16 protein-coding genes are annotated in these 22,674 nt (G+C 46.2%); 6 read left to right on the top strand and 10 right to left on the bottom strand.

The genetic code is table 11. The features are described 5' to 3' along the window. Positions 1–126 precede the first annotated feature (126 nt). The 3 genes from PWYN_RS14250 to PWYN_RS14240 all read left to right on the top strand — a co-directional run bounded on the left by PWYN_RS14250 (position 127) and on the right by PWYN_RS14240 (position 3,811). Positions 127–1,083 (top strand): ABC transporter permease, encoded by a 957-nt coding sequence (locus PWYN_RS14250; RefSeq protein WP_036652698.1) that lies wholly within the window; start codon positions 127–129, stop codon positions 1,081–1,083. A gap of 11 nt (positions 1,084–1,094) precedes the next feature. Continuing rightward, positions 1,095–1,997 (top strand): carbohydrate ABC transporter permease, encoded by a 903-nt coding sequence (locus PWYN_RS14245; protein WP_036652696.1) that lies wholly within the window; start codon positions 1,095–1,097, stop codon positions 1,995–1,997. A 77-nt stretch (positions 1,998–2,074) separates the two neighbouring features. Next, positions 2,075–3,811 (top strand): ABC transporter substrate-binding protein, encoded by a 1,737-nt coding sequence (locus PWYN_RS14240; RefSeq protein WP_036653868.1) that lies wholly within the window; start codon positions 2,075–2,077, stop codon positions 3,809–3,811. 639 nt (positions 3,812–4,450) lie between these two features. Here PWYN_RS14240 and PWYN_RS14235 read toward each other — a convergent pair. From PWYN_RS14235 to PWYN_RS14215, 5 genes are all read right to left on the bottom strand, one after another. Then, on the bottom strand, positions 4,451–7,471 hold the full coding sequence (locus PWYN_RS14235; protein ID WP_036652693.1) for an efflux RND transporter permease subunit: 3,021 nt from the start codon (positions 7,469–7,471) through the stop codon (positions 4,451–4,453). 218 nt (positions 7,472–7,689) lie between these two features. Beyond that, positions 7,690–8,829 carry a cation:proton antiporter gene (locus tag PWYN_RS14230; protein ID WP_036652691.1) on the bottom strand — a complete coding sequence of 380 codons (1,140 nt, stop codon included), beginning with the start codon at positions 8,827–8,829 and terminating at the stop codon, positions 7,690–7,692. Between the two features lie 204 nt (positions 8,830–9,033). Continuing rightward, on the bottom strand, positions 9,034–10,194 hold the full coding sequence (locus PWYN_RS14225) for an ABC transporter permease (RefSeq protein WP_036652689.1): 1,161 nt from the start codon (positions 10,192–10,194) through the stop codon (positions 9,034–9,036). Then, a complete protein-coding gene (locus PWYN_RS14220; RefSeq protein ID WP_036652687.1) occupies positions 10,187–11,356 on the bottom strand; it encodes an ABC transporter permease in 1,170 nt (389 codons plus the stop codon). Before PWYN_RS14220 ends, PWYN_RS14225 begins: the two co-directional genes overlap by 8 nt. A gap of 19 nt (positions 11,357–11,375) precedes the next feature. Continuing rightward, positions 11,376–12,311: an ABC transporter ATP-binding protein gene (locus PWYN_RS14215; RefSeq protein WP_036652685.1), complete on the bottom strand. Its 936-nt coding sequence runs from the start codon at positions 12,309–12,311 to the stop codon at positions 11,376–11,378. 180 nt (positions 12,312–12,491) lie between these two features. On the opposite strand from PWYN_RS14215, the gene PWYN_RS14210 reads away from it, so the two are divergent. Next, on the top strand, positions 12,492–13,649 hold the full coding sequence (locus PWYN_RS14210) for a sensor histidine kinase (RefSeq protein WP_052087953.1): 1,158 nt from the start codon (positions 12,492–12,494) through the stop codon (positions 13,647–13,649). A 49-nt stretch (positions 13,650–13,698) separates the two neighbouring features. Beyond that, positions 13,699–14,349: a response regulator gene (locus PWYN_RS14205; protein ID WP_036652684.1), complete on the top strand. Its 651-nt coding sequence runs from the start codon at positions 13,699–13,701 to the stop codon at positions 14,347–14,349. A 166-nt stretch (positions 14,350–14,515) separates the two neighbouring features. On the opposite strand, the gene PWYN_RS14200 is transcribed toward PWYN_RS14205, so the two are convergent. From PWYN_RS14200 to ftsE, 5 genes are all read right to left on the bottom strand, one after another. Beyond that, on the bottom strand, positions 14,516–15,835 hold the full coding sequence (locus PWYN_RS14200; RefSeq protein ID WP_036653867.1) for a PDZ domain-containing protein: 1,320 nt from the start codon (positions 15,833–15,835) through the stop codon (positions 14,516–14,518). A gap of 612 nt (positions 15,836–16,447) precedes the next feature. Continuing rightward, on the bottom strand, positions 16,448–17,917 hold the full coding sequence (locus PWYN_RS14195; RefSeq protein WP_036652682.1) for a S41 family peptidase: 1,470 nt from the start codon (positions 17,915–17,917) through the stop codon (positions 16,448–16,450). A 117-nt stretch (positions 17,918–18,034) separates the two neighbouring features. Further along, entirely contained in the window at positions 18,035–19,318 is a 1,284-nt protein-coding gene (locus tag PWYN_RS14190) for a murein hydrolase activator EnvC family protein (protein ID WP_036652675.1), read from the bottom strand. 61 nt (positions 19,319–19,379) lie between these two features. Beyond that, a complete protein-coding gene (ftsX, locus tag PWYN_RS14185) occupies positions 19,380–20,294 on the bottom strand; it encodes a permease-like cell division protein FtsX (RefSeq protein ID WP_036652673.1) in 915 nt (304 codons plus the stop codon). After that, positions 20,284–20,970 (bottom strand): cell division ATP-binding protein FtsE, encoded by a 687-nt coding sequence (gene ftsE, locus PWYN_RS14180; RefSeq protein ID WP_036652671.1) that lies wholly within the window; start codon positions 20,968–20,970, stop codon positions 20,284–20,286. Before ftsE ends, ftsX begins: the two co-directional genes overlap by 11 nt. A gap of 238 nt (positions 20,971–21,208) precedes the next feature. On the opposite strand from ftsE, the gene PWYN_RS14175 reads away from it, so the two are divergent. After that, positions 21,209–22,636: a VanW family protein gene (locus PWYN_RS14175; protein ID WP_036652669.1), complete on the top strand. Its 1,428-nt coding sequence runs from the start codon at positions 21,209–21,211 to the stop codon at positions 22,634–22,636. The last annotated feature ends 38 nt before the right edge of the window (positions 22,637–22,674 follow it).

Here is a 22,674-nt window from a genome sequence, read left to right as displayed (position 1 = left end):
TTTTTAGTTTGTTTCTGAAAGCGCTTACGTAAATGGCGTATTTTACCCTGTTTTTTATAGAAAATCCTCGGGTGTTATCACCAACCTTTTTATTTTATGATTGTTTTATATAGGAGGCGAGAAGTAATGAAAGCGATTACTAATAAGGTTCAGCTTGAACCTAAAGTAAAGAAAGCCCAATTTTGGACGATCTTCACGCAGCAGAAGTACCTCTATATGATGGCACTTCCATTCGTAGCCTGGGCCTTTGTTTTTAGTTATTTGCCTTTGTGGGGTTGGACCATGGCTTTCCAGAAATTCCAGCCGGGTAAATCGTTTTTGGACCAAAAGTGGGTAGGCTTGAAATACTTCAAAGAACTTTTCCATGATGATCAATTTTACAATGCCCTTCGCAATACGTTAGGCATGAGCTTAATGGGTCTGCTAGCCGGATTTGTTGTCCCTATTGTATTCGCTATTCTTCTGAATGAGGTCAGACTGCAGTTCCTGAAACGTTTTGTGCAGACTGTATCTTACCTGCCTCACTTTGTATCATGGGTGGTTGCAGCCGGTATTATCACTAAGATGTTGTCTACGGATAATGGTGCCGTCAATGATTTGTTAATGGGTCTTCATCTCATTAGCGAGCCTATACAATTCATGGCAAAGGGGCATTTATTCTGGGGAATTGTAACGGCCTCAGATGTCTGGAAGGAAACCGGATGGAATACCATCATTTACTTAGCTGCTATATCAGGAATTGGGCCTGAGCTGTATGAGGCCGCTAAAGTAGACGGTGCAAGTCGCTTGCAGCAGGTGCGTAATATTACACTGCCGGGCATACGAACCACGATAGTCATTCTATTAATAATATCTATAGGGCATTTGATTAGTATAGGCTTCGAGAAACAATTCTTGTTAGGCAATAACCTGGTGCGTGACTATTCTCAAACTTTGGATCTATATGCACTTAATTATGGATTAGGTATGGGACGGTTCTCCTATGGTACTGCCATCAATATCTTCAATTCTGTGGTCAGTGTTATTCTACTGTTCGTTGCCAATGGTATTTTCAAGAAAATAACTAAAGAAAGTATCATATAAGGAGTGTCTCTATGTTTACTAAAAAGTTTTCCGACACACCTTGGTCGGACCACGTTTTTGATATTGTTGTCTATTTCGCCATTACCGTAGTGACTATTGCGACTCTGTATCCCTTTCTGAATGTGCTTGCGATCTCATTTAATGATTCCACGGACAGTGTAAAGGGCGGAATTACTATCTTCCCCCGTGTCTTTACCCTTAAAAACTACGAAACTATCTTCGCCTATTCCGGCTTGATGACAGGACTTAAAATCTCTGTTCTACGTACGATCATTGGTACGCTACTCGGACTGCTAAGTGCTTCCATGCTCGCATTTACCTTAAGCCGGGTTGACTTTCAGGCCAGAAAATTTGTATCCACCTTCCTTGCACTTACGATGTACGTCTCAGGAGGCCTGATTCCCTTCTATATCTTGATCAAAAACCTGGATATGATCGGAACCTTCGGGGTATATGTTCTCCCCAGTCTAGTTAGTGCCTTCAATGTATTTATTATCCGTTCCTTCATTGATGGCCTTCCTTACGCTCTACAGGAATCAGCCAAACTGGACGGTGCGAATGACTTCACAATTTATTGGCGGGTGATCCTGCCTCTTACGAAGCCGGCTTTGGCTACGATTGCCCTTTTCTTGGCGGTTGGACAATGGAACGCATGGTTTGACACCTACTTGTTCAACGGCTCTAAGGATTATCTAACCACCTTGCAATTCGAATTGATGAAGGTCATCCAAAGTACAACCACTAATGCAGACAACTTCCGTGGGCGGAATATGACCCAAGTGATGGCGCAAATTTCTCCAGAGTCCGTAAAAATGGCCATTACGATCGTCGTAACCGTTCCTATCCTGGTGGTGTATCCATTCCTGCAACGTTACTTCATCAAAGGCATGACACTTGGAGCAGTAAAGAGCTAATTCAGTATCCGGTATCTGCAGGGTTTCCTGTTTGTACAATATATGCTTGTTAAATAAAGGGAGGGTTTATAATAATGATGAGAAAGAAGTCCAAATCGTACGTCGTTCTTCTTGTGTTGACTCTGGTTCTAAGCTTGCTGGCAGGTTGTGGCGGCGGCTCCAACAATGCGAAGAATAATGAAGGCAAGGCCAACGACAGCAAGAATACGGCCACGAATGCACCGGAAGCAACCACTGAGGCAGAAGACTTGTCTCCCCTTACGCTTTCCTTCTTCGCTGAGGACCCTAATCCGAACTGGAATAATATGAAGGATGATGTCAGTAAAGTCATTACTGAGAAGACCGGCATAACACTCAATGCTGAATTTGCTGTCGGCGATCCGGCACAAAAGGTTGCCTTGATTGCAGCGAGCGGCGAGTATCCCGATATGATCTCTGCAAAGGGCGATATTGGTAAACTGGTGGATGCCGGTGCAGTAATTGATCTTACAGATTTAATTGATAAGCATGCTCCCAACATTAAAAAAGTGCTTGGTGAAAATCTGGCACGTGCCAAATATACCAATGAAGATCCGTCCATCTACGCTATCCCTACTTGGGCAGCTGTAGATGAGCAAAAGTTCGTTGCAGGCGGAGGCTTCGAATTACAACACCGTGTGGTTAAAGAAGCTGGTTACCCAGAAATCCGCACTGTGCAAGACTATGAGAAGGTAATCAAAGCCTATTTGGAAAAACATCCTACCGATGAAAACGGAAATAAAAATATCGGCGTTTCCTTGAACGCAGATGACTGGCACATGTATATCTCTGTAACGAACCCGGCAGTTGCAACAACAGGCGGATCTGATGATGGAGAATATTTCATTAATCAAGAAACTCATGAAGCTACGTACCACTTCCGTCGTCCTGAGGAGAAAGAATACTTCCGTTGGTTGAATCATATGAACGATATCGGTTTGCTCGATAAAGAAAGCTTTGTGCAAAAATATGATCAATACAAAGCAAAAGTAGCTACAGGCCGAGTACTCGGACTTATTGATCAGGATTGGGATTATAATGACGGTCAACAGGTTCTGAAAACTGCAGGTAAATTTGATCAAACTTATGGTCACTACCCTGTTACCATGTCCAAAGATATTAAGGAAGCAAGCTTCTGGCCAACCGGCTTCATGGGCGGTTACGGAATCGCGATCTCCAGTACCAATCCAGATCCGGTTCGTACGATCAAATTCCTTGATTTCCTCGCTTCGGATGAAGGTCAAATTCTGAGTAACTGGGGCGTTGAAGGTAAACATTACAACGTTGTTGATGGCAAACGTGTTGTCCCGGAAGATGTGCAAGAACGTATCAATACCGATAATACTGCCTTTACGAAAGAATCAGGTGTTGGCTTCTACTGGAATATGATGGTGCATTATGGTGATGGCGCTAAAGATGCAACAGGCAATTACTATACTAAGAACTTCCCTGAACAGCTTGTAGTGGGTTACAGCGATGCTGAAAAAGAAACACTTGCAGCATACAACGCTACAATCTGGAAGGATCTCTTCCCGAAAGAAGAAGAATTTAAAGAAAAAGCTTATGGCGCTGCATGGAATATCTCCATTCCTGGTGAAGATGAAGTCTCCATTCTGGGTAACAAAATGAAGGATATTACCTGGAAACGTATTCCTGAGGCAATTCTGGCTAAACCGGCTGATTTCGATAAGATCTGGGATGCTTATATGGCCGATCTGGAAAAAGCGGGCGTAGAAAAAATGGAAAAAGGATATACCCAATATGTGCAAGATCGTGTGAAATTGTGGAGCGAATAATCAATTAAAGACACCCTTCCTCGATTTTTTCGAGGAAGGGTGTTCTGTTTTATTGGCCATTACGATATCGTAGTGCCTAAAGATAATAGGCTACGAGAAATTTCTACTCTCTTACACAAACTTGACCCTACCGAAAACTCGGAGGTAGTCAGTGAAATAGATGTATTTTATACACCTATTTCTAGCTTTTGGCGCTCGGATGTGTGGATAGATGTACTTTGTACAACTATAAACCCGATTATGCCGATTAAACCCCGGAATACCCAACAATAAGTGTATAAAGTGCAATTAAACACCCTAAAGTGTGATAAGGGAGAACAATAAATGTACGTTGTGCAACTATATGTTGAAATCCATGTAATGTAGGTAAACGATTTGTCGCATTTGTCGGGGATACCCGAGGAGATACTTCTACCTCATACCCAAACTTCTTGACGCTACCCTTACGAACCAGGCCTTCGGCAAATTAGCAGGGAAAATGCCCGCTAATTGCCCAAACGGGTGCCGGGTGCAGAATTAGAGGGAGGAAATCCCTCGATTAGGGCGTAACGGCTTTCTGTCCTTCCCATCACCTTTCATTTCAAGCACTGGCGAATTCTCATTCCGAATGGAAGGAATTCGCCTTTTTTTCATTATCCCTTATAGAACTTGGGTTGGAGCTTGGGCAGAGATCTTTTTGACCTCTCTGCGCTCTTTAGCCGATTTACGGAAGTAAAACAATTCATAGATGGCAGGGACTACAATTAACGTCAGTGCCGTCGCGACGGTTAAACCGCCGATCACTACGATCGCCAAACTTTGCGAGACAATACTGCCCTGCTCTGGATCTCCGAAGAGTAACGGGAGCATGGCACAAATGGTTGCAATGGCCGTCATCAGAATTGGACGCATCCGAGTTCCAGCTGCTTCAAGTATGGCTTCGCGGATACTCATATGCTCCTCGTTCTGCTTAATTCGATCAATGAGCACAATAGCATTCGTGACTACAATCCCAATAAGCATGAGCGCTCCGAACATCGCTGTGAAATCCGGGGTCACACCAGACACGATAAGCCCAAGGATCGCTCCGATAGCAGCAAGCGGCAAGGAGAACATAATGGCAAGTGGAGCGCGAAGAGTCTTAAAGGTCAACACCATAATCAAGTAAACTAGACCAATGGAGATAAGAGCTGTCATTCCTAGGTCGCTGAAATCACCGGACTGATCCACAGAAGCTCCACCTGCAAATAGAGTAACTCCCTCTGGAAGTTTAACACTATCCGCTTCTTTTTTAATATCTGCACCAATCTTGGATACTTTCTTCGGATCTACTTCAGCAGTGATGCGTACATAGGGCTTTCCGTCTTTGTGAAAGAGCATTGCAGGTTCATTCCGTACCTCAAGTGTTGCCAACTTAGACAATGGTTGCGGTCCGCCTGCGGTCATAATGATCATATTCTTTAAGTCCTGCTGAGTTTTCGGTTGGACAACAGGTTCCAATACTACTCCGGCTGGAGAACCGTCCAGATCTATCTGTCCAAGCGGAATCGGGTTCAGCATCGCCCCTAGCTGCATGGAAATCTCTTGTGCGTTGACCTGTGCCGGATCAACCTTGAAGGAGAACACGGGCTTCGTATCTTCCATGTTGCTGCTTATTTTTTGAATGCCATCTACGGTTTTTACTTTGGCGGCCACTTCTTCAGCAACCTTTGTAATTGCAGTTAGATCATTGCCCACGATATCAATATACTCACTTGTTGAAGTTGAGCCCATTAGGCTACCTGCATTAGCCGTTAGCGTGGCTCCAGTATAAGAAGATCCAGCCTCGCGGACATAGTCAATGAATGCCTGAGCATCTTCGCCTTCTTTCATCATAACGATAAAATCTACTTGAGTCAGTGCCGATACATTGCCCCATTTCGCTGAATCCGCACTGTTACCGGATTGCATTATGACCGTTTCTGCTTGCGGCTGCTTCATCAAATCCTGTTCCAACTGCTTACCCTTCTCCATTACTTCTGTAACTGGAACATCATTTGGATATTTCAATTGAATCGATACATTGCTGGCATCCGATGCATCCAGTGCAGCTTTTGGCATCGAGATGTAGGCAGCAATGGAGCCCACAAGAAGGATCAGTCCCAGTGACAAGGTTACCCACTTATGATACAGATTCCATTCCAAGAATTTTGTGAAGCGCTTAGAGGGTGCATGTTCTTTCATAGTTGTGCTGCGTAGCATCCATGAACTTAACAAAGGCACAACGGTTAACGCTACCACTAATGAAGTCAACAAGGAGTAGGTTACCGTTAAGGCGAATGGCAGCAGGAAGGCTTGTAATCCTCCGCGCAGCAGTCCCATAGGCAAGAATACAGCAACTGTTGCAATCGTTGAGGTAGTTATTGCTCTTGCTACTTCTTTGGTCGCACTGATAATCATATCGCGCGAGAAAGTCTCTTTCTGCATTCTACGATAAATATTCTCTATAACCACGATGCTGTCGTCAACCAGACGACCCACTGCAACCGCAACGCCTCCGAGGGTAATAATGTTCAAGGTTATACCGGATATGCTAAGTAAATATAACGTTACGGCTAATGACAACGGGATGGATACCGCCGTTATAAGCGTGGCTTTTACATTACGAAGGAATATCAGGATAACAATTGTTGCGAATAGAGCACCCAACAGAACCTCGCGCATCATACTGTTAACCGATGTCACCACCATATCTGAGGTGCTGAATATTACGGCTGTCTCTGCATTCTTTACCGTTGTATTAATGGTTTTGACGGTTTCCTTGACCCCATTGCCGACATCCACTGCATTTGCATTGGCTTCTTTGGTAATTATGGCGAACAAAACGTCTTTGCCGTTCGAACGGCTGATACTTTCTTGGTCTTCATTCATTTTAACTGAAGCAATATCTTGCAGGGTTACTCCTTGCGAGACAGGCAGTTTTTTCAAGGTATCCAGACTATCGATGCTGGAGACCAGATTGATATTACCTGTTTGGCCGCCGATGGTCTGTTCCCCGATGGAGGCCGATACGTTACGACCCTGAAGCAGACCAAGGACCTGCTGGGTAGCCACACCCTTCGCAGCCATTAACTGCGGATCCAGCTTAACCTTCACCTGAGGAGATACTTTGCCGTATAAGGCGACATTGGATACTCCTTCAATTTTTTGGAACTCCGGGATTATCGTTTCTTCCGCCAGCTTAAGATTTTCTTTCGTCAACCCTTCATCGAATGAAAGAGTAAGCTCAGATACGGGAATCATGGAGGTGTTCAACTGAAGGACAAACGGATCCATAACACCTTGAGGAAATTGTAGTGAGTCTACTGCCTGCTGAACCTCCTGAGCGGCATCCTTCATATTGATTTTAGAATCAAAATAAATATCTACCTTCGCATAACCATCCCCAGAAGTAGACAGCAGCTCCTTCTTTCCTTTAATCAAAGAGGCCACCGCTTCTATAGGCTTCGTAACGTTAGCCTCCATCGAATGTGCATCCTGTCCAGGCCCAAGTACCGTGACTGTAACCTGAGGATTATCCGCCTCCGGCATAAACTCCATTGGCAATGTAGTGTAACTTAAAATTCCCACTACAAGCGCCATAATAACCAAGAGCCCCAACGCACCCTTGTTATTGAACGACCATTTTGTTAACCATGTCATTTCTCTTTTCCCCTTCCACCCTTTAAATTTCTGTATAACTGTATGACTGTTAGTTTATGTATATTTCACAAGCTTCTTGATCTAGTTTAGACGTTTTTGGCAGATTTCAAAACCGCCCGGCGACGGGTTTAGTACTCAGACCTAAGACTGGGTTTTATCCCCTTCTGAGGATTTAGAAATAAAAAATCCGCCCCAAAGGGACGGATTTTCGGTAGATACTACTTGGGCTCACGGAACATATATTTTAGCAAAGGTGGGGTTACAAGCGTGGTTACAATCACCACAATAATCACAGAGGTGAAGTATTGTTGCAGCAGTAGGCCGCTTTCCAGACCTGCAGCAGCTATAATTAAAGCGACTTCCCCCCGCGATATCATTCCTGAACCAATAATTAGGGAAGAACGGTTGTTAAACCCGGTAAACCGGGCGCCTAATCCTCCACCCAACAATTTGCTCAATATTGCCACCAGAGTCACTGCGATAACAAATCCCAATTGCCCTCCGACACCTGTAAAGGAAACACTTAACCCAATACTTACAAAAAAGACCGGTACAAAGATCGAATAAGCGATCGGTTCTAGCTTCTCTTCTACGGTATGCTTGAACGGTGTCTGGGAAATAGCGATCCCGGCGGCAAAAGCACCGATAATCCCAGCCATGCCCATCAACTCAGCGAAATAGGCGTAGCCGAAGCAAACCACCAGAGCAGCTGTAATGGTCGCTTCTGTAACTCTTAACGGAGCGAGCCATTTCATAACCCAAGGCACCAGGAACCCGCCAGCAAGTATGGCAACTATAAAAAAGAGCACCTTTTTACCAATGAGAAGCCCCAGTGACATATCCGCTTCTGTTCCGGAAAAGCTCATAAGTACCGCCAACAGAACGACTACCAATATATCATCCACCACAGCAGCCCCCAAAATAGTAGAGCCTTCTCGTGAATTCAGCTTGTTCATATCCTTCAACACCTGCACTGAAATACTAACAGATGTAGCACTGAGAATAACACCCATGAATAAGGAATTGTAATAGGAGAAACCGAACCAATCCCCTATAAAATAGCCGCCCACAAAGGGTAAAATAATTCCCCCTACAGCTACTGCGAAGGCCGACTTCCAATTTTTGCGGAGCTGATCCAGGTCTGTTTCCAGGCCCGCAATGAACATCAACATCAATACACCAATCTCCGAGATATAATGAATAAACTCACTATCATGAACCCATCCGAGTACCGCGGGCCCCAAAATAATACCTACAATTAACTTCCCCAACACCGCCGGCTGTCCCAGCCGTAATGATACATCTCCTGCCAGCTTGGTGAACAGAAGAATCAGTACAAGATAAAAAATAAATTCCATCGTTTCCACTCCTTTTCTCTGTATGGTAGCTCCATCAACAAAGAATCTCCCCATACCAAAAAAAAGACAAAGAGGAGCCCTTGTTGACAGGCTCCTCCAAAAAACGAATAACTATTCAATTAAATGTTATTAATTAATTATACACATATTTAAAATTATTGTAAAACTGAGGCGACTCCTAGGTATCTATTCCGGCACCGTAGATTAAGCCTTCACTCCCGCCTCGCCTGGCTGAAGAATCGTGGACCCGATGGTAAGAAGAACCGCAGCCATAAGCCCAAGAATGGCGAAGGGGAGCCACAGCTCATTCCAACTTCCTCCAGTGGAGGCAATATCGACGGCTTGTATAGCCCACTTCTGAGGCACGAAGTTAGCGGCCTTCTTCATATAATCCGGCATAATTGATATCGGCCAGAAGCAGCCGCCCAACATACAGGTCGGGGTTAGGATAAGCATATTTAGCATTCCTGCATTATTGGGGTTACGGATCAACCCTGCTACTGTGCTCGCTATCCCCATGGAAACCAGCATAAATGCGGAGAGAATCAAGAAATACGTGAAGATCGGCAGCCCATAGTCATAGCGTAGAATCCATTTACCAAATATAAGCATCACAACGATCTGAAGGGTGCCCACCGTAAAGCTGCCCAGAAAGTTACCGATTGCAATCTCAAAAGAACGTACCGGAGCACTGAACATCCGCAGCATGGTGCGCTGTCTCCGGTCATCCATAATCAGAGTAACGGAAGTGGTTACAAGCCCCATAAGGAACATCAGTGTAAAACCTGTAATAGTGGTAAGTCCCATCTTGGAATACAGATTATAATCTGTCCTTACGCTCCCTACCTTGTGCTCTTCTACTTTTTGCAGCACCGCACTAAATTGTGATTCTTTCTCCCCTGCCATTGCACTGGAGGATCCCACCATTGCAGCGGTCTCTTCCAGCCGATCAGCAATTTCAGACACTTTCATTTTGAACAAGATACTTCCCTCTGTAGCTTTAAGTTCGTATACACTGATTTGAGGTTCCTCTCCAGCCAATAATCCTTCGCTGTAATTAGCGGGAATCAAAAGGGCCGATATTCCCTTTTGCTCAATCACAGCGTTTTTTAACGCAGCTTCATCCGCCTGTTCCACTAACTTATATTCTCTTATTCGGGTAAGCTCCGAGAGAATATGCTCTCCTGCTCTGCCCTGATCTATATTGGTATACATGATTACAGACTGGTATTCACTCGAACCGCCGGTTAAGGATATGAGCCCCGCAAGTACAAGGCCCGGGAGTATAATATAACTAATGAAACCTTTGCGTGAGCCTATGGTCCTCTTCACCATATTCCAGGTAATCGTAAAGATATTATTCATGGTAACCCACCTTCCGGTACGAAATAAACGCAGCAAGGAACAACACAAAACTGATCAGAGCCAGCATTAGCAACTTAGGGATAATTTGCGACAGCTCGGAATGCAGGATCATCCTCAGAATAGCTTGCAATCCCCAGTGATTAATCGTAAAGGCACCGACAGAATTCACCCATGAATCCGGCAATGGGAACATCCCCCCACTACTAAAGGTCATTATCACCGTCAACGTAGCAATCAGGCTTCTTGCGCTTGCTGCTGTTTTGAGAAACATAGCTACTATAATAGATAATGTCATTGCTGCAATAATCATCAGGATACAGGTAAGTGCCAACAGCCCCGGACGGTTCCCCCAGTCTACCCCAAACAACCAATGAGTGATAAGAATGATTACAGCACCTTGAAGAATGGTCACTAACCCGATTCCCAGGATCTTACCTATGAATAGCTGTGACCCTTTGACTGGCATGGAGTTGATGCGGAACAAAGTACGGCTTTCTCTTTCATTAAAAAGTGAAGTGCATACCGTCATTCCTGAATACAGCAGAAACATGAGGAGCATGGAGGCTGCGTAAAATTGAGAAGCTGTATAGGTACTCCCTTCCTCACTCAACTTCCCTAACCTTACGGAAGGCTTCGAGTCTGCGGAAGGAGCGGTGGCTAACAACACGTCAGGTCCAAGGGTAACCGCTGCAGCTTGATTATAGTTAATCCTGTTCAAAAAATTATCAAAAACCGTACCCGCAATCACATTCTCTGAACTCTCCTTGCCCAAAATAAATTCGAGCCCAGCTGTTTTTCCACTTAGCACATTTGTATCAAAGTCAGGCGGAACGACTACTGCATATCCATACTTACCGGAGCGCAGGCCGCTTTCAACGTTTTCTCGTCCGTCTACCTCAAAAGGGATAATGATTTCTTTTATCTCCGGTGTGCTGAGGAAGCTTTTAATCATATTCGAAGATTCTGCATCTCCTTCAGAGAGATTCACTACTCCAACCCTTACGGGTTCAATCTTCTGGGTCTCTTCGATCCCAACTACCCCGGAAAGTGCAGAACCAAGGAGAAAGATTAAGACTAAGGGCAGTAAAAACTGGTTCAGCAGCATAGAGCGGGAACGAAACAATCGCCGCAGCTCATAAATCATAATCGTCCATATGTTCATATCTATTCATCTTCCTCCTTTAGTCCCGCAATGTCCGTCCGGTCAAGCTTAGAAAAAGGGTCTCCAGATCAGGCTCCTCAATGTGCAAAGAACCAATAACCCCTTCATGTTTGGCAAAAATAAATAAAATATCCTGAAGTTCGGATTGGGAAGAGGGTAAATAGAGCTCGACCAAGTCACCGTTCACCTCAACACGACTGATTCGTGGATGGAGCCTTAATTCATCCTTCAATGCCGAACTGATATTCGTTGCTTTAATAACGATTTTTTCCTCCTGGGCAACCCTTTCGCGGAGCTCTTTTTCCGTTCCGCAGGCGATAATATGTCCTTTATCCATAATGGCTACACGGTCACAAATTGCGGCAACCTCTTCCATATAGTGACTGGTGTAGATCACAGTAGAACCCATTTTATTAAGTGCCTTGACCGATTCAAGGATATGATTCCGCGATTGGGGATCAATACCGACGGTGGGTTCATCCATAATAATCAGCTTCGGCCGGTGCATAATGGCACACGCGATATTGAGTCTTCTTTTCATCCCACCTGAGAAGGTAGAAGGTTTCTCCTTGGCCCGGTCACTGAGGCCCGTAAACTCCAAGGCTTCCGCTACCCTCTCCTTCAATAACTTTCCGCGTAAACCGTATAATTTCCCGAAAAAGGTAACGTTCTCAGTGGCAGTCAGCGTATCATAAAGCGCCAGCTCCTGAGGAACCAACCCAATTCTTCTCTTAACCTCTAAGGGATGGGTAATAACGGAAACCCCATCGATGAGAATATCACCGCCGTCGATTTTGAGCAGTCCACAAATCATGCTGATCGTAGTACTTTTCCCCGCGCCATTCGGGCCGAGTAATCCAAAAATCTCACCTTGCTGAATGCTGAGATTGACATGATCCACCGTTAATTTACCGTCATACCGTTTCACTGCATCATTCACGACTACAAGTGCCATTGCCCATCTCTCCTGTCTCTCTTGAACTTCTATACACTCATTGTAACGCCTCTTCTCTGCAAATGTAGGTACATAAGGTCATCTTCTGCGGGTGACAAAAGTCATCTCCTGCTGCCAAGCGGAAATATGCTAAGATGGAAATGAAAACCGTTTTAAATAAATAAAAAAGGATGACGCGGTGTGACCCGAGAGCTGAGTATTTTGCGATACGGACTTATTATTGTACCTTCATTTATTACTTCTTACGTCCTTGAATACGTGGATGATGGAATGTTTACGCTGCACTTTTTGCTCCTGTTGCTGTTAGTGTCGCTGGGACTTAAGCTTCCCGGGATATACTCAGCGCTTACTGGCTCTATGGAGTTGTTATTTACAGCTTGGCTATGCCATGAATACGGCAGCTTAATGCTCTTCCCGGCGGTTTCTGCACTGCTTTTTTATTCACAGCTGGGGCCTCGGTACATACCTAATTTGCTGACCAGTATTCATTTGATCTTAATAAATGTTGCATTTATGGGCGCTACCCCGCTCTTGCTAGCTTACATCAACATCACCTTTCTTCTCGCAGCTATTCTTACGGCCCAACTTAACCGGGCGGCGCGCGGTCGTGAAGAAACACTGCTCCTGTATGATGAGCTCCGCAAACGACATTTCGAACTGGATGAGACCCGCAATAGACTGCTGCAATATGCTGCTCAGGTGGAGAACGCCGCTCAATCCGAGGAAAGAGTACGCATATCTCGCCAGCTGCACGATGATATCGGGCATCGGCTGATCCGTGTAAAGATGATGATGGAGGCAGCGATACATACCCTTCCCAGCTCACCCGACACAGGCATGGCCCTGATGGGTCAGATCCGCGATCAGGTGTCTGCCAGCATGGATGACATGCGTTCAGCAGTTAAGCGTATTAATTACGCCCCTCAACTGGAGGGCGCCTACGCTTTAGATCGGCTGCTGGAGGAAACAGGACGGGATACCGGTATAGTCACTTCCTACACTGCGGAGGGGGTACCTTTCCAGCTCTACCCAAGCATTCAGGTGGTCTTGTACAAAAATGCACGGGAAGCCATCACGAACGGTCTGCGGCATGGAGGAGCAACAGAAATTCGAATAAAGGTACGCTATAGCGAGTTGGAAATTACGATGGAGGTCAGCAACAACGGTGTCCTGCCCCATGGTGAAGAACTAAGCAAGCTCCAACGCTCCGGCGGCATGGGGCTAAAGGGGATGACCGAAAGAACCCGGCTTATTAACGGGGTTCTAGATCTGCGGTTGGAACCCTATTTTACAGTAATAACAAGACTTCCTGTGGTTAAGCAAAGTGAGATTAGATAAGGACATGAGATTAGAGAATAGATGAGATGGTAGAGGTGACTAGCTTAATATGATTCAGGTATTGATTGCAGATGACGATTCTTTTATTCGGGAAAGCTTGAGGGTGTTGATCGGACTAGATCCAAACATTGAAGTTACGGGGGCTGCATGCAATGGGAGCGAAGCTTTAGAACTGCTGAAGAGCGGTATTGAAGCCGATGTTGTCCTCATGGATATCAGGATGCCCGTATGCGGCGGAGTCGAAGGAACCCGAATGATTAAGGAGGCTTTTCCACAGATATCGGTGCTTATGCTGACAACCTTTGATGATGACGAATATATTATTGAGGCCCTCCGGAACGGAGCCAGCGGATACCTGCTCAAGAATATACCGCCAGACCGCATCATTCAAGGTATCAAAACCGTACATGAGGGCAATATGCTCATTCACCCGGATATCGCACGTAAGTTGGCCACATTCCTGCAACTTGCTCCATCCATCGAAGCTGTAAAACCTTCATCGCTGGATTCCTACGGATTAACCAAAGCCGAGCAAGCGGTGGTCGCTTCCATCGCCGATGGACATTCCAATAAGGAAATTGCCGGTAAGCTTTTTCTAAGTGAGGGGACCATCAAAAACTATATCACCGATATATTAAGCAAACTCGGCCTGCGTGATCGTACACAAATTGCGATATTCTACCTGAAGAATCAACGTTGATGGGTAGCTGTGGAGCAGAATTAACACTTATGCCGCAGTGTTAGTTAATGAAAAAGAGGCCCATGCTATATGTAGCATGGGCCTCTTGAAGAGCAGAAACTTGTGGGTTCGTTCACTTTGGAATAGTTAAGCTGCTCTTTCTTCCCTGAAATAGGCCAAATATAGGTTACCCTTTCGCCGATTCAGTATCCTTATTGCGTAAGGGTACTGATGATGATGAAGCAGCCAATGATTGTTCACGCTTGCTTGTTGCACCCGTATTCATGCCTACTATCCCATATATACTTGAAGGGTAGGCGTGTATGGTTATATCTTCATCCGTCTCTGGCGCCAGTATGATTCCAAGCTGATGGTGATCACCATCGTAGATGGGCCGTTGCATATACTTGCTTTCCCCCTCGGCATTTTGCACCTCAAGCTTGCAAAATGCCGGGTTCATGCGCAGCGCCTCATGCAGCTGCGCTTTGCGGGTCAACAGGGTCCCGTTGACCTTAAGCAGGACCTCGCCGGGCAGGATGCCAAGCTCCTGCGCCGGACTCTCAGGCAGCACGGCCAAGATCTTGAGGCCGTGCTGTGGATGCACGAAGATGGGGCTGGTGGTGCGCTCCTCCAGAGCGCTCCACCAGATCAGCCCTTCGTGCAGGGTTACCGCTGCAAGCGCTGCGAGCAGCGTCAGCGGGCTCCACCACGCGGCAAGCAGGCTTAAGCCCAGCAGGACGATGCTGTATAGCAGCAATCGTCCTGAGGTGCGGGCGGCCTTGTGCCGCGGGAGCATGCCCTGCGTCATCTCGCCGAAGCCGATGATGACGGGCAAGGACACCAGGCCAAGGCCGCCGCCCAGCAGCGGGTGCCATGGCAGCTCTCCGATTCCCGCTCCGGCGGGAATCAGCAGGAACAGCGGCAGCGGCCAGAATGCCTGCAGCTGGTAGCCGCCGACAACCTTCCCGCGCTTCCCTTCCAGGAAGAGCGGCGATGCCAGCTTGGCCCCCTGCCTCCGCACCAGAAGCGCCTCCGCAAGGTGAAGCAGAGCAGTCAGCACCAGCAGAGCCGGCACATCGATCTCCCTAACAGCATTCACCAAACCGCCCAGCCATCCACTGGATTGACCTTTTGGAACAAATGAGACTATAAATTGAATAATGCCTATCAGACCGATAGAGTAGGCAAAGCATAAATAGCGGACTCGCACTAGCAGCAATAAGAGCGTCACTACCCAAATAATTACTACGGCCGTACTCGACAGAGATACTCCCAGCAGCACCGCAGCAACGGATACCACAAGTCCCATAACAAGACCCGTCCATACCGTACGCCACGTTTCTTTCCCCCAACTGTGCAGCTTAACATGCACCAGCTTACGTTCAAGTACTACCTGTCTGCGATAATAAAGGGCAATAAATATAAGCGCAATATAATAATAAGGCTGTGTAAGCAGTTGTAAGACGGCATTGCCCAAGCTTCCGAGCAGTTCTGGAATAACATTCACATTCAAAACTTTCGTCACGCTCCTTATATTAAGTGCTCGCTCCTGTTGATTAATTAGGCTTAAACTTTAATCCTAAGTAACACCACAATTTTTCAGTAGCTAATCAAACCTCTCGCTAATCACTAAACCGCGGTCTTAACACATATTTATATTGATTTAATTGCACTTCATACAACTAAAAGCAGCCATTCTAACGCACACGGTAGTCTAATTGTACTCTGTGCAGCTATTTCTCCCAAATAGGGCCGAAAACCCTATTCGGTGGTTATTTAAGTGTATAAAGTGCAACTAAAGCTTCATTCCGGCCATTTTCGAGCCAAATAAGTGTATAAAGTGCAATTAAATTAAGGCTGCGGCTACGGTTGAGGCTAGAATTGAGGTTGCGTTCTAGGCTGTGCTCTAACTTGTGCTCTTAGCTATGCTCTAGGATGAGCTCTAAATTGAAGCTGAGATAGCAGCTCCCTTCTCCTTTTACCCCGACTCCCTACCATCGCGTGAACCCGCAGATTTCCTAGTATAATCAATGTCCTCTGATGACATTTGTTAAGTAGACGTTTGCAGTTATCTTACTAGAAAAAAAGAAGGCTGACTTCAGCCTTCTTTTAAGCTATCTTATTTTTTCGACGTTGCGGCCTTAATTTCCTTCCGAATCTCTTCAATTCCCTTGTTCCGTTGATTGTCATTAACTGGGTCTTGAATGATTTTGATCAACGCCAGCTCCAGTGCCTCTGCGGTCTTGGCGTTAATAATACCTGTAGAATCCAGCTTGGCTGCGGCTTGGAATTTCTTCACCGCATTTTTCGTGCCGGTATCAAAATACCCATCTTTACGGCCAGGTTTATAACCTAATCCGTCCAGCATCACCTGAGCACTCTTCACATCCGCGCTGTTCATGTTATATTGCAGCGTCGCGCTCTTGTTAATAGGCGCCACCGAGAAATACTCCGGCTGAGCTACGGCGATATCCGGCTTAATCCCTTTACCGTGAATCCATGTTCCATTCGGTGTTAACCATTTCGCTATGGTAATCTTCAATAAGCTTCCATCACCTAACTGCTTGTCGAAGCTGGTCTGTACCGTTCCCTTACCAAAGGAATTATCGCCGATGAGCTTAGCTCCTGCCGATTGCTGTAACGCACCCGCCAGAATTTCCGAAGCGCTCGCACTGCCTTTATTCATAAGCACTACCACAGGATAGGCTTTTCCAGATCCCTTGGAGGTACTGACTTCACGTTGTTTATCTTTATCTTCAACCATAACAATAGCTTTGCCGGAAGGTACAAATTGTTCAGCCATCTCGATTACAATCGGCAATACGCCGCCTGGATCGTTACGAACGTCAATGACAAGTCCCTTGAGGCCCTGCTTCTCCAGCTTGCTAAGTTCTTCCTTGAAGCGGTCTCCCGTATTCAGTGAGAACTGGGTCACTTCGATAACGCCGACCCCGTCCTTCTCCATCTTGGCATAGACGGTCTCTAGCTTCACATCATCACGGGTGATGATTAGCTCAAGCGGTTCTGCCGAGCCGGAACGCACAATTTTCAGTGTTGCCTTGCTGCCCTTGGGTCCCCGAATTTTGGCTACAGCCGCATTCAGCTCTAAACCATCCAGTGATTCACCATTTACGGATATAATAATATCCTTCGGTTGTACTCCAGCCTTTTCTGCCGGCGAGCCTTTAATGGGCGATACAACCACTACCTTACCGTTATCAGAGGAAACTTCTGCTCCAATGCCCGAGAAAGAGCCTTCAATGCTTTCTTCGAACTGTTTCGCGGTCTCCTTACCCATATAGTTGGAATAAGGATCACCCAGTGCCTCCATCATACCGTTGACAGCACCGTCGATCAGCTTGTCCCGGTCTACGGTCTCATAGTAATTACCCTCAATCAAACTCAGGGCGGTTCCTAACTTCTGGGATTCTTTCTGCTGAAGACCATTGCTCTTAACGGACGATATCAGGCCTTCTCCTGCTGCCTGTCCGGAAAAAAGGCTGTAACCATTGGTTACTCCCAGCGTCAGCAAGCTTCCGCATAGCAGGGCGGCGATAACCATAAACGCCGCTGTGCTTTTTTTTAACATGAGATCCCCACCGTCCCTTCTTGTCCATCTAGTAAATTCATCTAAGTCCGTCCAGTCAGGAACGGTATCTCTTCCAGTATATGCCGTACGCTTAATTAATATTTATGAGTCCTTAAATTACAGATAAGGCATTGGGTCTACTGCTTTACCATCAATACGTACTTCAAAATGAAGGTGAGGCCCTGTCGAACGGCCTGTAGATCCCGACTCGGCGATGACTTCACCGCGGGCTACGCTGTCTCCAGCCTTAACTTTAAGACCGCCCTCACGAATATGCCCATACAACGTCCACATGCCGCCGCCGTGATCGATAATGACACAGTAACCATACCCGCTCCACCATTCGGCGACTAGAACGGTACCGGAATCAGCCGCATGAATGTCAGTCCCTTGTCCGACTGCAAAGTCAACACCAGTGTGTACCTTGCCTACCTCACCCGTAACCGGATGCGTTCGAGGCCCAAAAGGAGAAGATATTCTGGCTGACCCTACTGGCAGCAACAGCGGCCCATCCCCCCCGGAATACGCGGCAGCAGTCTTTGAAGAGGATGATGATGCCGATGCCGCCTTCCTTGCAGCTGCTTTGCGGGCAGCTTTTGCTTTTGCCGCAGCCGCTCTACGCGCTGCTTCTTCAGCCTTCAGCTTGTCCTTCTTCTGTTCCAGCGTAGAACGAACACTAGCCAACTCTACAAGCTTCGCATTTTGCTCTTCGCTGATATCATCGGTTTGATGGATTTCCTCATCGTAAAAAGCGATAAGTTCCTGTTTCTCATCTTCCTTCTCTTTCAGCAAGCTCCGCTGTGACTCCAAATCTGTATATAGCTGTTTAGCCTGAGCATATTGGCCTTCAAGTTCCTGCTTTTTGCCAATGACCGTAAGCTTGTCCGTCTTATGCTGAACCAGCAAATCCTGATCCTGGTCCACAATGCTTTTCAGCGAATCGGCCCGATCCAGAAAGTCAGTGAAGCTCGTAGAAGCCATCAGTACGTCAAGGTAAGATACTCCTCCATCGATATACATCAACCGAACACGGGATTCAAGCAGCTTCTCGCGGGAAGCTACACGCTCCTCCGCAGCCTCAAGCTCAAGTGTGGTTGCCTTCAGTGAGTCCTCTGTTGCGGCAAGCTTGTTCGAAGTTTCCGTCATATCCCCTTTAACAGAGTTAATTTGATCCAGCACGTATTGCAGATTAAGAGTGGTTTTATTCTTATAGTGTTTGGCTTCCTGGTTGCGGGAATCCGCCTTTTCCTGCTGCGCCTTGGCTTCTTGTACTTCCTTTTGCAGCTGTTTCAACTGCTTGTCGATTTGAGCCACACTAGTCTTCTTGGCATATCCGTCAGAGGGCTGGTATATGGTGACAGCCAGCAACATTACAGCTAAACCGGCAGCAATTTTTTTCAACTCGCACTCCCCGTCCTTTATCCTAATAAATGAATGATTTCTAATAAATCCAATTGATTCGTTATACTTTCAAGAACTTGCGAATAGAAACGGTACTTCCCCATACGCCGATCGTTACCCCAAGGCCAACCAGTAACCCGCATATTTGAAGCCAAATATCTTCAAAAGCGATCAGTTGAATCCCCAGCATAGGATCACCTTGGACCGAAGCTACCAAACTGCTGTAGCCGATATACAATGCAATCACAGTGACCATGGAACCGATAAAACCGATAAGTGCCCCTTCTATAAAGAAGGGCCAGCGAATAAAATAATTAGTCGCTCCCACCAGCTTCATAATACCGATCTCCTTACGCCTTGCAAGAATGGTTACCCGGATCGTATTAGAGATGAGGAACATCGACATCAGTCCAAGTCCTGCTACAAAAATAAAACCGATGTTGCGGACTGCTTTGGTGATTTTGAACAAGGTCTCTATCGAACCCTTACCGTATTTCACTTTATAGATGGGTTTCTCAGCATGCGTCTCGTTGAGCGCTAGAATTTTCTCGGCGACAAACGGAACGGTAGTAGGCTGAACGACTTCCACCCTTAAGGTATCCGGTAGAGGATTGTTGTCTTTATCGAATCCATCTAATAGATCTGCGGCTTCTTCGCCCAAGCTGTCCCGGAATTCCTGAAGACCTTGGTCCTTAGAGATAAATTCAATCTTGCTGACCTCCAGCATACTGCCGATTTCATTCTGCAGTGCTTCACGCAGCTTCTGTTCCGTATTAAGGGTCAGATGCACATTAATCTGTACCTGACTGTCCGCTTTATCGGCTATAGCATTCACATTCAGAACAAGCAAAATAAATACACCTAGCACGAATAGAGAGACGACAATGGACGTGATGGAAGCCACCGACATCCAGCCGTTGCGGAATACATTTCTGAAGCCTTCCCGCACATGCCGCAAGAAGGTTTTAAAATTCATACCCGTATTCCCCTCTCGCCTGGTCTCTTACGATGTTCCCGTTCTCAATAGCAAGTACACGCTTACGCATTTTGTTCACAATATCTCTGTTATGTGTCGCCATGACGATCGTTGTTCCGCGAAAATTAATCTCATCCAGCAGCTGCATAATTCCCCATGAGGTCTCCGGGTCTAAATTACCTGTAGGCTCATCCGCAATAATAACAGAAGGGCTGTTGACAATGGCACGGGCAATCGCAATCCGCTGCTGTTCACCGCCGGAGAGCTGTGAGGGCTCACGGTTGGCTTTGTTCCGAAGTCCTACGAGATCGAGAACCTCGTTCACCCGTTTCTTGATTACTTTCTTGGGTGCTTCAATAACCTCCATCGCAAAAGCGACGTTCTCGAAGGCTGTCATTCTCGGCAATAGACGAAAATCCTGAAATACGACCCCAATATTGCGGCGGACGTAAGGGATTTTACGCGGCTTCAGCTTCCCTATATTAAAGCCACCCACAGAAATTTGCCCCTTGGTCGGCACTTCTTCTCTATAGATCAATTTCATAAATGTTGATTTACCTGCACCGGACGGGCCCACGATATACACAAATTCATTTCGGTCGATTTTTACCGAGACGCCTTGCAAGGCATGAGTTCCGTTAGGATAGGTCTTCCACACATCCTGCATTTCTATCATTTTATCGCTTCCTAAGTTATGACATAATCCACTTGGCATTCGACAGCGTCTAGCGCAAGCTTCCATAAACTGCAATATTATCGCAACGTATCTATTGTAACAAATCTGTAACTGATTGAGTACCCGAAAGTTTTGCCTAGATCTGACATATACATAAGAAAGACAACTTCCCTTCAATTATGCCTATACCTATTTATCGGAATCAATCCAGAATTCAGAACCCCGGAGGTGACTTTTTTTGAAAAAAATACACGCTGTCCTTATAGCTGCCGCCGCCCTGCTCCTGATTCTCTCACTCGTATTCGGAGCCCTTAATTTATATAGCGGACAATCTACTCTGCCCAAAGGAACACAACTGGCCAGCTGGGAAGTTGGCGGATTGGACCGGAATGAAGTTCGTTCACAACTGGACAAATATCTTGCAACCCTACATTCTATTACCCTCGTACTGATGGCAGAGAACAATGTGGAGCTTAAGCTTAAGATGAAGGACGCCGGAATCACTTATGAAGCGGAACCCTTCCTGCAAGGATTACAAAGCCTGGATCAAGGATCACTGATAGAACGTGTTAAAGCACGCAGAGATTTCTCCCCTAGCTGGGATCTTAATGCACATCTGGATATCCATAAACTGCAGAATCTTTTAAATCCGGATTGGGAAAAGAAAACTTTCGGCGCACCTATCAATGCTACCCGTCGAATTACAGCGAATGACCGCATAGTATATACACCCGAAGTATCATCCCGTCAGGTGGACTGGACGGTTATGGAACAATCTCTTCTTGCGGCGATACCTAAGGACTTAAGTCAACTGGAGCAACTGGGAAGCAAGGTAATCACAATCAAAGTACCTTTAGTTATTTTGCAGCCGCCTGTGACCTTAAAGTCCTTAGAGAAAGAAGGCATTGAGCGTAAAATCACGGAATTCAGCACCTCCCTAGGCGCCAGTGGTCCGGGACGCAGTTATAACGTGGAGGCTGCTGCCAAGTCTGTGAACGATACCCTATTGCCGCCTGGAGGCATCTTCGATTATGGCAAAGCCATTCAAAAGGCCAAGAAAGAATACGGCTTCAGAGAAGCCCCCGTCATCGTGAACGGTAAGCTTCAGCCAGGGACTGGCGGAGGGATCTGCCAAGTATCAAGTACCTTATACAATGCGGCCCTTCGTTCAGGACTTGAAATTGTGGAGCGGCACAATCATTCCCTTCCGGTCAGCTATTTGCCTAAAGGTCAGGATGCAACGTTCGCAGAAGGGTATATTAACTTTCGGTTCCGGAATAACACCGGCAAATACCTGATTATAAAATCCACTGTAGAAAACCGCCGACTAACCGTGAAGCTGTTCGGAACCTTCCCTAAGAATGTCAGCTACAAAGTAGAATCGAAAATTATCGATATTTTAACTCCTGCCGATAGCATCGTAAATGATCTCTCCTTGCCCCCCGGCACGTCACGGGTTCTAGAGAGCGGCAAAGCCGGGTATGTTGTAGAGACCTATATTACCCGATTGATGGATGGACAGCCGGTAGAGAAGAAGAAACTATCGCGTGATGTCTACCGGGCTCAGAAACGAATTATAGTTGTGAATAAAGCAGGAGCCAGCAATTCCGTCTCACCAGAAGTTACGCAAAGACCGCTTCTAGAGGATGGGGTAAGCAGTGAATAGGCTGTTTTTAAGGAAAAGGTCTATTTTACCTGCGATTG

The organism is Paenibacillus wynnii (assembly GCF_000757885.1).
Classification (GTDB): domain Bacteria; phylum Bacillota; class Bacilli; order Paenibacillales; family Paenibacillaceae; genus Paenibacillus_AQ; species Paenibacillus_AQ wynnii.
The sequence above is the reverse complement of the archived record's forward strand: the minus strand, read 5'-3'. Positions and strand labels throughout refer to the sequence as shown.